The organism is Nitrospira sp. NS4 (genome assembly GCF_049546785.1).
Taxonomy (GTDB): Bacteria; Nitrospirota; Nitrospiria; order Nitrospirales; family Nitrospiraceae; genus Nitrospira_D.
Genome location: NZ_JBMWAN010000001.1, coordinates 577,099 through 592,208 on the forward strand (window position 1 = coordinate 577,099; position 15,110 = coordinate 592,208).

Annotated in this window: 13 protein-coding genes; 3 read left to right on the forward strand and 10 right to left on the reverse strand. The window is 55.8% G+C overall.

Annotated elements, in window-relative coordinates:
* Nucleotides 1-215 precede the first annotated feature (215 nt).
* The gene (locus tag ACO9S2_RS02490) at nucleotides 216-1,859 is read left to right on the forward strand and encodes a putative Ig domain-containing protein (RefSeq protein WP_423720244.1); all 1,644 of its coding nucleotides are present in this window, start codon (nucleotides 216-218) and stop codon (nucleotides 1,857-1,859) included.
* Nucleotides 1,860-2,002: 143 nt separating this feature from the next.
* Nucleotides 2,003-2,590 (forward strand): DapH/DapD/GlmU-related protein, encoded by a 588-nt coding sequence (locus tag ACO9S2_RS02495; protein ID WP_423720245.1) that lies wholly within the window; start codon nucleotides 2,003-2,005, stop codon nucleotides 2,588-2,590.
* A gap of 202 nt (nucleotides 2,591-2,792) precedes the next feature.
* Here the strand turns inward: ACO9S2_RS02495 and ACO9S2_RS02500 are convergent, their stop codons facing one another.
* From ACO9S2_RS02500 to ACO9S2_RS02525, 6 genes are all read right to left on the reverse strand, one after another.
* Entirely contained in the window at nucleotides 2,793-3,824 is a 1,032-nt protein-coding gene (locus ACO9S2_RS02500; RefSeq protein ID WP_423720246.1) for a hypothetical protein, read from the reverse strand.
* A gap of 53 nt (nucleotides 3,825-3,877) precedes the next feature.
* Entirely contained in the window at nucleotides 3,878-4,870 is a 993-nt protein-coding gene (locus ACO9S2_RS02505; protein ID WP_423720247.1) for an SGNH/GDSL hydrolase family protein, read from the reverse strand.
* A 127-nt stretch (nucleotides 4,871-4,997) separates the two neighbouring features.
* On the reverse strand, nucleotides 4,998-5,150 hold the full coding sequence (locus tag ACO9S2_RS02510) for a DUF5989 family protein (protein WP_423720249.1): 153 nt from the start codon (nucleotides 5,148-5,150) through the stop codon (nucleotides 4,998-5,000).
* A gap of 17 nt (nucleotides 5,151-5,167) precedes the next feature.
* Nucleotides 5,168-5,563 (reverse strand): SxtJ family membrane protein, encoded by a 396-nt coding sequence (locus ACO9S2_RS02515; RefSeq protein ID WP_423720250.1) that lies wholly within the window; start codon nucleotides 5,561-5,563, stop codon nucleotides 5,168-5,170.
* A gap of 15 nt (nucleotides 5,564-5,578) precedes the next feature.
* Nucleotides 5,579-7,432, reverse strand: coding sequence for a carbamoyltransferase family protein (locus ACO9S2_RS02520; protein WP_423720251.1), 1,854 nt, complete (start codon nucleotides 7,430-7,432; stop codon nucleotides 5,579-5,581).
* Nucleotides 7,433-7,508: 76 nt separating this feature from the next.
* Nucleotides 7,509-8,828: a glycosyltransferase gene (locus tag ACO9S2_RS02525; RefSeq protein WP_423720253.1), complete on the reverse strand. Its 1,320-nt coding sequence runs from the start codon at nucleotides 8,826-8,828 to the stop codon at nucleotides 7,509-7,511.
* A gap of 152 nt (nucleotides 8,829-8,980) precedes the next feature.
* Between ACO9S2_RS02525 and ACO9S2_RS02530 the strand changes: the two genes are divergently transcribed.
* Nucleotides 8,981-9,352: a serine acetyltransferase gene (locus ACO9S2_RS02530; RefSeq protein ID WP_423720255.1), complete on the forward strand. Its 372-nt coding sequence runs from the start codon at nucleotides 8,981-8,983 to the stop codon at nucleotides 9,350-9,352.
* A 35-nt stretch (nucleotides 9,353-9,387) separates the two neighbouring features.
* Here ACO9S2_RS02530 and ACO9S2_RS02535 read toward each other — a convergent pair whose 3' ends face one another.
* The 4 genes from ACO9S2_RS02535 to asnB form a co-directional block, all read right to left on the reverse strand.
* A complete protein-coding gene (locus tag ACO9S2_RS02535; protein WP_423720256.1) occupies nucleotides 9,388-10,119 on the reverse strand; it encodes a YdcF family protein in 732 nt (243 codons plus the stop codon).
* Nucleotides 10,120-10,147: 28 nt separating this feature from the next.
* Nucleotides 10,148-10,891, reverse strand: a complete 744-nt coding sequence (locus ACO9S2_RS02540; protein ID WP_423720263.1) for a GDSL-type esterase/lipase family protein — start codon at nucleotides 10,889-10,891, stop codon at nucleotides 10,148-10,150.
* A gap of 228 nt (nucleotides 10,892-11,119) precedes the next feature.
* Entirely contained in the window at nucleotides 11,120-13,171 is a 2,052-nt protein-coding gene (locus tag ACO9S2_RS02545) for a Gfo/Idh/MocA family oxidoreductase (protein ID WP_423720264.1), read from the reverse strand.
* Between the two features lie 87 nt (nucleotides 13,172-13,258).
* Nucleotides 13,259-15,103, reverse strand: coding sequence for an asparagine synthase (glutamine-hydrolyzing) (gene asnB / locus ACO9S2_RS02550; protein WP_423720265.1), 1,845 nt, complete (start codon nucleotides 15,101-15,103; stop codon nucleotides 13,259-13,261).
* Between the last annotated feature and the right edge of the window lie 7 nt (nucleotides 15,104-15,110).

Genomic DNA, 15,110 nt, shown 5'->3' on the forward strand with positions numbered 1-15,110 from the left:
GTCGGCCCTATATGGATTGCCATGCGGCCCACTGCAAATCGAACGGCCGGCAAGGCTACGTCAGAGTCGCCGCTCCTTTGATCTGATATGTCACCTCCCGGTGGCCCTGGTGAAGCATGGCCACCACGTAGCACACTGGCCGAACTTCCGGAGCTTCCTCTTACAAGCAGAGGAAACATTGTGATACCGTCATTGCTCTAGCCAGGAGCGCCAACATGATGCGAATCAAGCACGCACTCACCATACTGTGCCTGTGCACAGCAACAGCGACGTTAGCCTTTACAGAAATAGCACTCGGCGCGATTTATCCGCTGGAATTAGCGTTTCCGCGTGCTGCCGGAAGCGCTCCTACGGAGGGACAGCCGGCGATCAGTCCGAACCACAGGATTTTCTGGGCCTATCCGGGAATAGAATACAACATCCGTGCATCTGTTATAGGTGGGACGTACCCCTACTCTTTCTCACTGACCAATGCACCTTCCGGGATGACCATTAATTCGACGACCGGCGAAATCTCATGGCCCAACCCCCAGAATGGCAATAGCGTAACCCCTACCATCACCGTACGGGATGCTGAGAACTCAACCGTGAGTGCAAGCTGGACAATCACCGTCGATGCCAGCCGATTCATTTTTATTGATGCAGTCAATGGAAGGGAATGGGACGTTACTAATCCTGGCACAGGGACTGTATCAAACCCTCTCAAGAGAATTCGTGATATGTGGGAGGGAGACATCTATGAATCCAAACGGCGGAAAAGCCATGTAAACAAAATCGCGTACTTCCGTGAAGGCACTTATCATATTGATGGGACCATTGAACGCTACGGGAGCCTTGGGATGGGGCGCATGGCGGTCCTCGACGCATTCAAGCCCGTCGCCTGGCTGGCCTACCCTGGCGAAACACCGACCATTGACGGCCAATGTTTCGCGGCAGATCCGCAAATCGGCGCGCGCCCCTGTAACAAGAGCAATCATATTTCATTTTACGACACCGCGAATAATACCTACATCGACGGGTTTCGAGTGGTGAACATGGCGTACCATGCGTTCCGTGTCGGAGGGACAGGTCACTATCAGGTCTTTCGGCGCAACCACTTTAATCGGCTGGGACCAACAGAGCCGGGCGTCAATGAGGGCTGGATCACGACCATCTCCAGTCGCAGTGCGGAGATGGGGTCTTATATGACGATCCAGGATAATATTTTTGAGGACGTCGACCGGGGAGCTTTTATTAAGCTGTACTCAACCCAGCGTACCCTTATCGAGGACAACATTTGCCGAACCGCCTATGACTCAACCGGCGGCAGTAATACGGAAGGAATTGCCATTAAGGGAGGACCGCTGGACAGAATCACTGTTCGCCACAACATTGTTTATGATTTTGTGCACAAGGGCATCGGTGGCAATATGCATCCCCTGAGCAGCGCCGAGATCTTGTTCAATCGGGTATATAACGTTACAAACTTCGGCAAATATGCGTATGGAACCGGGACTGCTGTCGAAATGAACCAAGATGGCTTGGCAAACAACGTCCACATCTATCGGAACACCTTTGTCGGTCGGGTTTCCGTAAGAAACACCGACTCCAGCGACGGGCCATTCACCTTCTCAACTAACGTTATCATTAACAACGATCCGGGGAGTCATATCTATTACGACAATGTATCTGATCCCTCAAGGATAGTTGCGACCGACAATTTAGTTGGCGCACCGTCTCAAAATATCATCGATCAGGGCCTCAACTTGACCTCGGCTTATTCGTCCTATGTGGGAACGCGCGGATATCAACTGAATGCCACCGGCGAAACCCTCCCCGCCCCTGCCAGCTTGAGCAGTGGGGGGCTGTTCGGCAGGTGAGATTGGGGGGGAACTTACCCTCTTAACGGTGACGCCTTTGAGAAGCACTACAATCGAGCCAGGCGGAAACGCATAATGAGCCATGGGACACACAGCAGAGATGTTACGCCATACACGCCCCTCTGGGGGGGGGAGGCAGAGATATGATTGAGGGGATTGCGGAACTTGTCGTGTGGCTATGCGGGGGGTTTTGGAAGCTGAGGGAGAGGATCGCTGGTTGCAAGTTCGAACCGCTAAGGCAATTGTACTTATTGCTTTATTATCTATACCTTCGAAAGTTCGGAAGTTTTATTGGTCATACGGTGAAGTTTTCCACGAGGCCTTGTTTCCCCCATGGATTTCACGGGGTCTTCATCGCTGGCGGTACGAAAATTGGAGAAAATTGTGTCATTTTTCATCATGTGACAATTGGCGCAAACCCCACGCCGTTTTCCAAGACAACGGGTATTCCAACGATCGGAGATAATTGCTACATCGGTGTCGGCGCCGTGATCATCGGAGCCGTTAAAATCGGACATAACTGTCGGATCGGGGCTAATTGCACAGTAGCTTCAGACATTCCAGATAACTCAGTAGTCGTATCTTCTCAAGCAAGAATAATCACAAAGACTACTCCACCCGACAATAGATATTTCCGTTGGTCACCAAAGGGCCCCGTCTATTTTAAAGACGGCAAATGGATATTGGAGACAGACAAGGCCGTGATTGACAATCTGAAAAATGCGCTGTAGTTATCATCCGCCCCCGGACAAAAGATTTCTAGCAGTTGGGTTTAGCCTAGCCCCAAATTATCGAAGGACTCAAGGCTATCGCTATTGACTGCGTCAACTCTACCGGGCTTGCAGGTAGTGCGTCCTTCCGTGTTGATCGTCGCATGCTGCTGGTACTGAATCCTTGACTGGGAAACTTACGGTTTTCGCACGCACTAACGTTCTAACTGTGGATGGGTGCGGGCAGGAGACCACGAAGAATCGCGTTCCAGAGAAACAGTATTTCAAGTCGCACCTCTTCTCTAAAGCTCAGATCAGGCGTCCAACCAGGCTGCTCTCTCAGATAGTCGAGTATTTCTGATGCAGGCGCAAACCACCCGTTTCGTGAAGCCAGGTCTTTCAATCGAGCCTCGAACCTGGGGTGCGGCCCCCCGTCTTTATTGAAGCTGCCTGCCCCCATATGAGTATAAACCAGACACACGCCTCCCTCACGTTCAAGCCGGTCGAGATTCTCAGGCCGGAGTAGCTCATCGAACCAGTCAAGATTATCTCCATCCGCGGTCGGGAACCAATAATTCACATACGGCTTATCCGAGAGCCGGTACGGCATCGAGGGGTTTATCGTAAGAAGGTTGATATCCCCATACGTGAATTGATTCACGTACCGTACATGTTGTTTGACGAGATCCCCCCAAAAATGAGCCGATGCGCTATCCTGCCCGAAGAACTTGTGTTTCCCGATCAAGCCGTAGCCCCACTGAAATGGGGCAAAGGACCAACGGAGTTCACCCCAGTACACGTTGTCCCGATTGAGAGAGTGATTTATGTGTATCTTAGGATATTCCCCAAGAATCCCGTTAAATTCCTTGAGCCCATCGATAATGTCCTGCCGCTGACTGCTGCCGCCACGGACACCGTGCAAGGCGATTTCAAATCCCCGCTTTTTAAGGTCGAGGATAAATGCCCGATAGGCAGGATCCTGTAGCGTATCCCCCCGGTTCGGCGGATGGGAGGGTTCATTGGATTCCAGCACCCAGACCGTTTTGGTCGTACGGAAACCATATCGGTGCAACAATTCATAAAGCGGCTTCACCCGCTCAAGCGTAGCCATGTCGGTGTCGTCGACAATTGAAAACGCGAACCGCTTGCCACCGGGGAAGGTCACGGCCCGCGGCTCAGGAGGATACAGGAAGTAGGCGAGGGTTCCGGCCAGAATTAGGAGGATCAGGACGATACTCTTCGCTATTCCTCGCATCGCCGTTGGACCTTTTTCCTGACCGCAAGATGGAATAAAAATTCGGACCGTGATTAGTCGCTTGATACCAGGAGTTCCGCGATACGCCGACTTCCTTTCGCATTGAGGTGTCCGTCGAATGCGAAGTAGAAATGTTGGGGGGAGTCGAGAAACAAGTCTGCCGTGGGAACAACAGGCTTCGGGGAAAGCCGATTAAGGGTCGCCAGGGTTTCCCCGTATGTGCCGCGAATAATATCCTGCACCGGCACCAGGAGATAAATCTTGTAGTCAAAGCCGACTCGACGGCTCAAGTCGTCCAGCTTGGCAAGGCTTTCCCTGGTCGCCGCTTCGGCGATCGCCATGCGTCCTTCGCCGGGGTCCGCCACCAGCATACTCTTGAGCATCGGCCCCCAGTGGAACTTGGCGAGGCGCAGCAACATCGAGTGCCCCAGAACGGACTCCTGTAAGCGGATCATGCGCTCGACGAGGCCGATCGTTGGCTGCTCTCTAACTGCTTGGCCCGGCGCAATTTGGTCGCCGTCCGCCCGGGCCGCGTGTTCCCGAATGTACCGGTCATAGTTGTCGACGAAGTCGTTACCGGCTGAGAAGCTGCCGCTCATCCCGAAGAAGAACAATTTTACTTCTTTGGGTTTCCATCGCCACTCGTTGATGAATTGCTCAAGTCGCTCAACCTGCTTCAATGTACCACTACCCGGTATACCGAGGTTTACACAGGTACGGTGGAGCTGCCGGCAATAGATGCTCGCGAACGTCTCGTCGTCACTGAGCCCATACCCATACGTGAAGGAATCGCCGATGAATATGACATCGGGATTGCCCTCGGCACCTGGCACCCGGTGCCCCTTTTCAGTAATGGTGGTCAGTGCGTCATATTCGTTAGAAACCTGCCGGTACACGCTGCCCGGTTCGAACCACCCCTTTACCGGCTTTCCATCGAGCGTCACGTTGTCCCGTCCGTCAGAAATCGGGAAGAACATCCGTGCGATTACCTCGGCAAGCAGCAGCGCCACCATGCAGGATGTCGTCAGCAAAACGATGCGTATCACCCACTCCCTTTGAACGCGAGAACTGGAAACGGCGGATTCCATTATCGTCTTCGATCTCCAGGGAACAAACCACGTGCAACCGGAGAAACACGGGTCACATCACCGTTTGCGATCAGGCCTGCCCCCCCTAAAACAGAGTATAAATAAATGGGGCGACAGCAGAACCCTGCGTGAGGACAATCAACGCCCCCAATAGGAGCAGTACCACAATGATCGGGAGCAGCCAGAACTTCTTGCGCTCCTTCATAAAGGCCCACAATTCCAGGACGAACTCACCCATCGTCACTCCTCCTTCAACTAGAACTGATTCTTCATGTGCAACCGGGACCGTGCCGGACGAATTACCCGATAGGTATCGGCCCCCGGCACGAGCACCCGGTGCATGGAATCTTTCCCGAAGAGTCGCATGATGACCCCCATCGGGGTGATCAGCCCGTAGAAAATCACTCCCAGGAGAATCCTGGTGTTGATATAGCCAAGACCATGCCCGATTTTCATCCAGATGCGATGAATGTGCTTGAGGCTTGACGGCAGGGCCAGGCCAAGCCCGACGAGCGCCCCCCCGACGGAGATCGCCCATATCCTTGGCGAGTCCCCTCGAAAAAGGACCGGCCACAATCCAATGATCGAGAAAATTCCTCCGACCATTAGGCCGAATGTGCGCAGTTCTTTGGTTTCACTTTGCCTGGTCATGGAATTCTTTCCTTCCTAATCTAACTCGAACTCCTTCTTCCAATCCGTGTCCCCCTCCAATGGCTTCTGCTCCGTCTTCAGCAGAACACAGTTCTCCAGCACGAGCACATCCATTTCTGTCCGCATAAAACAGCGATAGGCGTCTTCCGGCGTGCAGACAATCGGCTCGCCACGCACGTTAAAAGAGGTATTCACAAGGACACTGTAGCCGGTCTTTGCTTCAAAGGCTTTCAACAAGTTGTAGTAACTTGGATTCGTTTCACGATGAACTGTTTGTATGCGCGCCGAGTAGTCGATATGGGTGATGGCCGGGATATCGGAGCGCGGGACGTTGAGCAGGTCGATACCCCAGAGCGCCTTATCCTCTGTCCGCAAGGGAATCCGCCGCCTCTCAAGAACGGGAGCGACAATCAACATATAGGGGCTGTCCGAACTCAAATCGAAATACTCCGACACCCGCTCTCTCAAAACGGAAGGGGCGAACGGCCGGAACGATTCCCGGTATTTGATCTTGAGGTTCATCACGGACTGCATTTTCGGGCTCCGGGCATCGCCAAGGATGCTTCGTCCCCCGAGCGACCTCGGCCCGAACTCCATTCTGCCCTGGAGCCAGCCGACCACTTTCTCAGCAGCAAGTTCCTCCGCGACCCGGTTGAAGAGGTCGTCGCCATTGAGCCGAACATACGGGGCATCCTGCTTCCTTAAAAACTGCTCCACTTCCTCGTTGGTAAACGAAGGGCCTAAATAGCTCCCCTTCATCCTGTCGCTGCCGTTCCGGCCGGGCCGAGGCTGCTCATCATATTGATGCCACGCGGCGAGGGCCGCCCCGACCGCCCCCCCGGCATCCCCGGCGGCGGGCTGAATCCACAGATTCTTGAACGGCCCCTCGCGCAGAATGCGACCGTTCCCGACGCAATTCAGCGCCACACCGCCCGCGAGGCAGAGATTCTCGACGCCGGTCTCACGATGCAGCGTCCGGCTGACGCGAAGCATGACTTCTTCCGTGACTTCTTGAACCGATCGGGCAAGATCCATTTCACGCTGGCCTAATTTGCTTTCCGGTTTCCGAGGCGGCCCGCCGAAGATTTCGTCGAACTTCGGCCCGGTCATTGTGAGACCCGTACAATAATTGAAGTAATCCATGTTGAGCCTGAAGGTGCCGTCCGGCTTCAGATCGATCAAGTGTTCGTAGATGGCCTTTACATATTTGGGCTCGCCATACGGAGCGAGCCCCATGACCTTATACTCGCCTGAATTGACCTTGAATCCTGTGTAGTAGGTGAAGGCGGAGTACAACAGCCCCAGGGAATGAGGAAACGGAATCTCCCATAACGGCTTCAAGGATCGCCCTTCGCCGAGCCAAGCCGACGTTGTGGCCCACTCCCCTACTCCATCCATGCAGAGCACGACCGCCGTATCAAACGGAGACGGATAGAATGCCGACGCCGCATGCGACTCGTGATGCTCCGAAAACAGGATCGGCGGCAAGTCCGACTTCTTTCCCTCCGGCAACAGGGCAAGAAACTCCTTCTGAAGCAGGGTCTTCAGGAAGAGCTTTTCCTTCAGCCATACAGGCATGGCCGCGACAAAAGACTGCAGGCCTTTGGGAGCAAAGGCCAGATAGGTTTCGAGCAGGCGCTCAAACTTGACCAAAGGCTTATCATAGAAGACGATGTACTTAAGATTCGGCAGCGAGATATTTCCCGCCTTCAGGCAGTACCGCACGGCCTCCCCGGGAAAACCTGGATCGTGCTTTTTCCTGGTAAACCTCTCTTCCTGCGCAGCCGCGATGATTTCCCCATCACGGATGAGACAGGCGGCGCTGTCGTGATAAAAGGCTGAGATTCCTAGAATATCGATATGTTGCATTCTGTTGACTCCCTCGACACGTTGGCACTTTGCTAATAATCGGGCTTCCCGCGGCGACCATATTGGGCAACCGTCCCTAACGCGTCAACAATTCCGACCTTAGAGAACGGCGTTGGCACGAGAGGATGAATTCATAATCTTTCTTAAAATAATCCCGCCGGGATGGATCTTTATAGGTCAGGTTGGGAGAGTTGGTTTTCTCCGCGATGCTCTCCGTACACCTCCCGCCTGACTCGATCGCAATGCGTTTGATCTCCTCATTCAAAACCCGCGTTGCGATTGAACTGCCCGTGTGCTGAAGCGCCCAGGCTCTGGGCCTAAATTCTTTATAATGGTCCAACATGTAGATGATCTTTTCGGCTAATTGCTCGTCCGATGCCAGAATGCCTGTTGACGGATTAATGCGACTCCGCGCCCCGCCGATAGTCCTGTCAAATACAACGGCGGGCACATCGACGAACATTGCTTCGACAAGAGCTTTATTGTCGCCCTCTTTCTTCGAGAGAAACACGAACGCCTTACACTGGCCGACAACGCGTGCAAGCTCCCGCGGCGGAAGCTTCTCCAGAATCTCTATCTCAATCAAAGGGTTCCGTATGATATCCGCCTCTTTTCTTATATCATCGGCCGTCCGTCCGCCCAACTGAAACCCCACTAGCAGCACTCGAATGTTTCGCCCCTTGATCTCGCTCAAAGCTCGGAATAGTTGCGCATGCCGCTTGTGAGGTTCCCAGTTCGCCACCATCACAAGGTCATATTGCTTTGCGTCCGAATGAACAGTAGCAAAGAGGTCAGCATCCACCCAATCGGCCGGTCCCAGTCGAATCGGAACGAAAGGCGCACCGATGCTCGATATGAAACGATGGTCCTCCTCAGTGAAACACTGCACGATCACGGGATGACCCGGCGCGATGAACATCAGGATACTGGGATCACAATACCCGGCCCAACAGGGCTCGAGAACAAACACGTACCGGTCAAGCAATCTGGGCAGGTCAAAGAGAGCGATCACCGCTTCAAACGTACGGGCATACTTGATCAGGATAACGCCTTTTTCCCCTGAAGTTGAGGACTTCAACACGATCACATCTCGAAAAATATCGCCGGCACTTAACCCCGTAAGCGAATACAGTGACGCACAGGCCGTAGCAGCCTTGTCAGAAAGAAACGAGTCGACCAACACATTTTTCCCCTCACGCCGGACTCTCTCGATCACCCTCTGAATCACCGCATCTGACACCGTTTTCAAAACGTCCACCCCGGAAACGCGAGAAACCCAACAGAGGTCGCTCATCCCTCGATAATAGTTCCCCACCAAAAGAAACAATGTTCCGCGGAGCAAGAATGTCCCCGCAGCAGCCCAGCGGACCGGTCTCAGGTTAAACAGAGCTTCCATGAGTGCGCGGTTCATGCTATAGGTCTTTCCAGCAAGGTCGTGCTTTCAATTTTGCCCCCTGATTCAGTCGACACCGCCTGGACCCGCCACTCGAATGGCCACATTGCGGTCTGCCATGAGAACACCGCAATCCGGAAGGAGTCTATAGCTGCTTGAAGACACAACTGGCAATCCTGCGAGCCTTCCTGCAGAAGTTGATCTGTTGTCAAATTCCATTCCGCTACCTTAACACCGTCTATTTCCCTCATCCTGTCGGTGTTGTCATTGGCAGTGAGGTGAGGATCGGGCGTAACGTCACGATTTATCAGAATGTGTCGATCGGCCGACAGCGACAGGGACTCGCCGAGACCACCAGCTATCCAACGCTGCAGGACCATGTTACCGTCTATGCCGGCGCAGTGATCATGGGCAGTATCACCATTGGCCGTCATGCCATTGTTGGAGCCAATGCGGTGATCAGCAAGGACGTTCCTCCTGAGTCCGTCGCATTTGGTTACAACCAGATCAAACCGCGTAAAACTTGAGCGCCAGCCTGACGGCGGGCAGTAGTGTGCCCGGCTCATAACCATCCCTTGAGACGATACCAACTTAGCGCTGCATATTCGGATACGGCCAAATCTGAGTAGGCGAGATGGACTGGCGACGGAAGGTATTGAATAGCCAGCCAATTCCGCTTCGCTAGATAATGCGTCGGTGCGGCAAGGGGAACAGTCCCCGCCTTTTGAAACACTCCTATGGCTCTCGGCATATGACCTGCGGAGGTCACAAGCAGGAACGGTGACGTTCCTATCGTGGGACTGAGATGGTGAGCACTTTCGAAAGTGCTGAATGCATCCCCGTCGATCACAAGATGATCGGAAGGAATACCCGCAGAAACCAGCACCTCGCGCATAATGGCCGGAGCCGGACCTCCCCCGCTAATAATGACCAGCGAGTCCTGTGCTGCCCGAAATATACTGATCACCTCAAGCAGCCGAAACGCTGTCTCGCCGCTAATGCGACTGCTTAATGGAACGTTTGGATCAGATTCTGCGTGTGCCGCAAGGACAACAACCTTTCGGACCCCTTCGCGCTGGGATGCCGATGCCGGCGCGATCCGGTACTCAAGATTGCCCAAGAGCCAGAAGGCCACCGGTCCGGCTCCAAAAAACAGGTAGCAGGCGAACGCGATAATACAGAGCGCCCCCCCCCATTTACGCGTGCTGCGGAGGGCAAACAGTAAAATCCCGAAAATCGCACTGAGCGTGATCAGATTAGACGGGAGCACAAGATACTTAACGACCGTTTCCATATCCACGCAGTTGCAACAAAACGCCCCCCTATCTTGAGCCGGGCGCGCTTCTGATCTTATCCTCGGAATACCGCATCAAAGCTTCATACCCTTGCGGAGAAATGTGACTGCCATCGGGGAGAGCAAATTCTTTTCGCCTCACACTCTGCTGATCGGCAAGGACGGTTTCCAGATCAAGAAGCAGGACCCCTTCACGGGTCGCCAGGTCCCGGATCCAGCGATTTGTCTCGATGACATGCCCGTTTACGTAATCCTGATAACTCGACTTCCCCAGAATTCTCCCGATCATCGACTCGAACCTTTCTGACCACCCTGCCTTACCCCGTATAGTTACCTCGGTGGCAAGGACAGGCGTGATTCCGGTTCGTCTGGCCAGTTCCACCATGGCGATGATACTTTCGCGCGTCCGCCTCAGGGTCTGGTCGATCTGCGATCGATCGGATCGGAACACGTCATTGATAAATCCCCAGATGATGACTGCATCCGGATTTAGAGCACACACGTCGCTCTCGAAGCGGGCCAACATCTCGAACGACTGTTGCCCGCTCACGCCCTTGTTTATCATTCGGTACCCGGCGAGTGGTTTTTCCGAAGGCCACCCACCGGCATAGGAAGCCCCGATCAACACAATAGTTTTTGATCCAGCCTCTACCTTGTCCATCTTCATTTGGCCCTCTGAGGCAGCCACTTCACCCTCCAGCCCGTGCATCGAGAACAGCAAACCCATCGCCGTCAACACCATCACTGATCCAAATCGTCGTATTGGACTCATCCACACACCGTGGCTCCTTCATAACTTAGTAACCCGACGCACCGCCGCGCTCAGATTCTTGAACCCTTGGTCACAATTCGTCGAATCAGGGGGAAGCTTCAGCCGCTCAGCACCCACGTCGAATGCCTTGGCATAAAATGTCTGCCTCCAGCCGTCAGGCAGTTCGCGAGCTATTTTGATGAATTGCGGTCGCCGCCTGTGCGGCACTCGACTTTCTGCTCACTTATTTCATTTCATCCTCGAATCAGCGGCTATTCGCGCCCGCTGCACTACCTGCGCGGCGAGGGTCGTGTCATAGCGCTCTGAAGCAAACGCGGCGGCAATATCGATCGGCGTCTTGCCACGCAGAATGATCCGCTGGAGCAGAATAAGCAACGGCGAAAGCACAGATAGGACAAAGGCCGGCAACCACAGGGCCTTCAGATCGGGGCGTTTCCTGAGCCAGCGGGCGAGCAACTCATCACGCGTCGGCGCCGTCGGCTCGACAAGATTCACGACGGATGGTGCGTCCTCGATGTCCTCCACCGTCGCCCGAATGACTTGTGCGGCAGTGCCGACATCGCACAGGTTGATTCGACTCGACCGGGGCCCCACCGCAACATAAAGCGGCCCCAGCTCACGTCCTAGCCGGCCGGGCGGTTCAAAGTCCGAAAAGTCGACCAGTGGGCCCGGCCTGATCACTTTGACCTTTAAACCAAGGGCCGGCCCCTGCTCCACCACGTCGCGCTCCGACTCAGCCTTGCCCCAAACGTAAGGCCCCCGACCAAGATTGCCGATATCCACCGGCGTCCGCTCGTCGAGCGGCCCGCCCATCTCCTTGCTGGTCTTCAACACGGCAAGACTGCTTATATGGATAAACCGCTGAGCCGACGCCTTGGCGGCGCTCCGCAGAAGATTACGCGTCGCCTGCACCGAGTTCCGTTCGTGCGCCTCCTTGCCCCCTGCGGTCTCCGCCGCACAATGGACGACCGTCGCGACTCCGGACAAGACAGATTCGTCGAAGTCCCCTCCGAGATCCGCCATAACATATTCGACCCCCGCTTCCCGTTCCGAAGGAGGGGGAACACGGCGTCCGAGCGAGCGAACCGGCCATCCTCCCCGCCGAAGTTCGGCAACGACCGCTCGGCCCAGCATCCCGCTCCCGCCGGTGACGAGAACCAGCCCCTTGGCCGCTTCCGTCGGAGGGAGCTGCCGTTCGCGTACGGCCAGTTCGGCTTCCGCCCGCGCTTCATATTCCGCCTTGGCTGCACGGAGCCGCTCCCCGACCTGCTCACAAAGCCGGACCGTCTCACGGATAGATGAAGGAGAAAGCGGAGGCGGTGTGCCTTGCCGGATGCTGTTATAAAAGGCTTCGATTAACTCGGCCAGACCCGGATAGCCCTTCCCCTTATTCAGGATGCGCGAGGCGAACCCCCGGGTTGATCCGATCAGAATCTGCATCGCTTCCCGGTAAGGGTTGGAGAGAATCGCCACGGCCGACGTACCCGGACCCGGCAGTTTCGTGAGCGCGCCGCGGACAAAGTCCGCGCGAAGGGACCCGCTGGTCCCCACCACCCGAAGGTACGAATCGATCGGCCTCCCCCGCAGCGTCACGACCAAGATGCCGGTTGTTTCGCCGGCCTGCACAATGGCATGCACTTCCCCTTCGGGTCTGACATACAGCGACTGAAGTTGCGGGGCTGTCCCGGCTACTCCACCCAATGCGTCCAGGAGGGTGTAGACGGGATGTGGCAAGATATCCAGCAATTGATCGATCGGGGACATCAACGACCGCCCGTCGTTGGATTTTCTCACCGTCTTAAACGAGAAGTAACTTTCCACATGGACCACGCGCCCGATGAGCGGCAGCGAGGCCGTCAACGCCCGGGCCGGCGCCTCATACAACAACTGATGCCCGGCGCAGACCGATCGGCCGGCTTTCCGAGCAGCCTCAAGCACCGCGTCGACATCGGCCAATCGGAGCGTGAAGGGCTTTTCGACATAGACATGCGCGCCGTGCGACAGACACAACTGCGCGAGGTCCGCATGGGTCGCGGGTGGCGTCGCGATATGGACCACTGTCGGCTTGGTTGCCTTCAGCATGTCGGATGCCGAGTTGAAAAACGGCACATCCTTCGATACCAGGCCATCCAATTTCGAGCGGTCCCCGGACGGATCGGCCAGTGCGATAATACGACCAGCCCCGTGCGCCTTGATCGCTTTGGCATGATGCACACCCATCTTGCCACAGCCAATGAGGGCGACATTCACCGGCGTCATTGCGTTACCTTGTTGTCCCATTCTTGATCGCTTCCCTGGTTATGACGAACGGTTGGAATGCTTCAATCCACCCCGCAGCTCCACTCTAATGCATTTCCTCACACGACTCTAGCAATGGAACGCTTCTTTCCACGTCTGAAAGTTGAGCACCGTCCACAATAACTCGGAGTGGTCATGCCTGCCGGCGCGATGTTCTTCGACGAGGCGGCGAAGAGCCCCGCGATCGAACAGGTCTGAAGCGGCCTGTCCAGGAAGTGCGGCAACCCGTTCCCCCATGCCTTTGTTCGACCGAAACCACCGGTCCAAGGGAACCCCGAAACCGGACTTTCGGCGATCGACGGTTTCGGCCGGCAAGAACGCTCGCGCCACATCCTTTACAATGGCCTTGCCGATCCCGCCACGCAGCTTGTAGACAGACGGCAGCCGGTTCGCGAATTCCACGATCCGATAATCCATGAACGGAACACGCGACTCGATGCTCGCCGCCATGCTCATCTTATCCTGCCGATTGAGGATAGACACGAGGAAACACTCCTGATCGAGGAGAGAGACACGAGACACCTCGTCTAACCCGAGATGCTCCGTGCCTTTGAGGCAGGATAGACGATAGTCGAGATGGCCCTCCATCACCCGTGGATACACCGCAGCCACCACATCCGGACGCAGCATGCTCGAATTATAGAGCAGCGCTTCATCGGCAGAACAGGAGGCATAGCGATCGAGCTTGGCGACACGATGATCGCGGGTCACACTCCCCCACAGCTTCACCACACTCCTGAGCGCGGCGGGAACACGACGATAAACCGCTGCCATCCCCGGGATCCGATAGCGGGGATACCCGGCGAATAACTCGTCCGAGCCTTCGCCGGTGAGGACGACCGTAACGTGCTGTTTTGCCAATCGGCTCAAGGCAAAAATCTGGACCGAATTGGCGAAGTTGAGCGGCTCGTCGTTCTGCCACACCATTTGAGGGAATAAGTCACTGAACTCGGCATTGCCGATCGTGAGCTGATGATGAATGGTGCCGTACTGCCTGGACACCATCGCCGCATAGGCGCTCTCGTCATATTCCGGTTCATCAAATCCGATTGAGAAGGTGTTGACCGGATCCCCCTTGATCCTCGACGCCAGGGCTGTGACGAGACTGGAATCGACCCCGCCGCTGCAAAACGTCCCCACCGGCACGTCGCTGATGAGCCGCATCTTCACGGAATCTTCAAGCAGGTCCGCCAGGGTCCGGCGCGCGTCCTCATAGGTAATCGGCGGCCGGTCGGCGGCCGGTCTTGGAGACCAGTACCGCGCGATCCGCGGTTTTCCGTCGTACAGTGTGAGGGTGCACCCGGGAGGGAGGCTCAGCACGTCCCGAAACAGACTCTCGGGACCGGCCACCTGGCGAAACAGCATGTACTCGGCCACCGCCTCGTCCCGGCATCGCGCGGAGACCGCCCCGCTCGCCAGAATCGCTTTGATCTCGGATGCAAACAGAAAGGCGCCGGGCGTGACCGCGTAATACAGCGGCTTCACGCCCATCCGATCGCGGGCCAGAAAGAGGACCCGCCGCCGGGCATCCCAGATGGCAAACGCAAACATGCCATTGAGCGCATGCACACAGGCCTCTCCGCGCTCGGCATACAACTTGAGAATGACTTCGGTGTCACTCTGGCTCTGAAAGTGGTACCCCTTTGCGATCAACTCTTCTCGTAACGTCCGGTAGTTATAGATCTCCCCGTTGAACACGATCGAGAGGGCTCCGTCTTCCGTGGACATCGGCTGATGCCCGCCGCCCAGATCGATAATACTGAGCCTGCGATGCCCGAGTCCCACAGGTCCATCGAGATACAGGCCGGCATCATCCGGCCCCCGATAGGCAAAGGTGTCCCGCATCTTCGTGACGACATCGCGTTCGCAGCGCCTTGCAGGGTCCGTATAGACCAACCCGACTATCCCGCACATAGGTCTT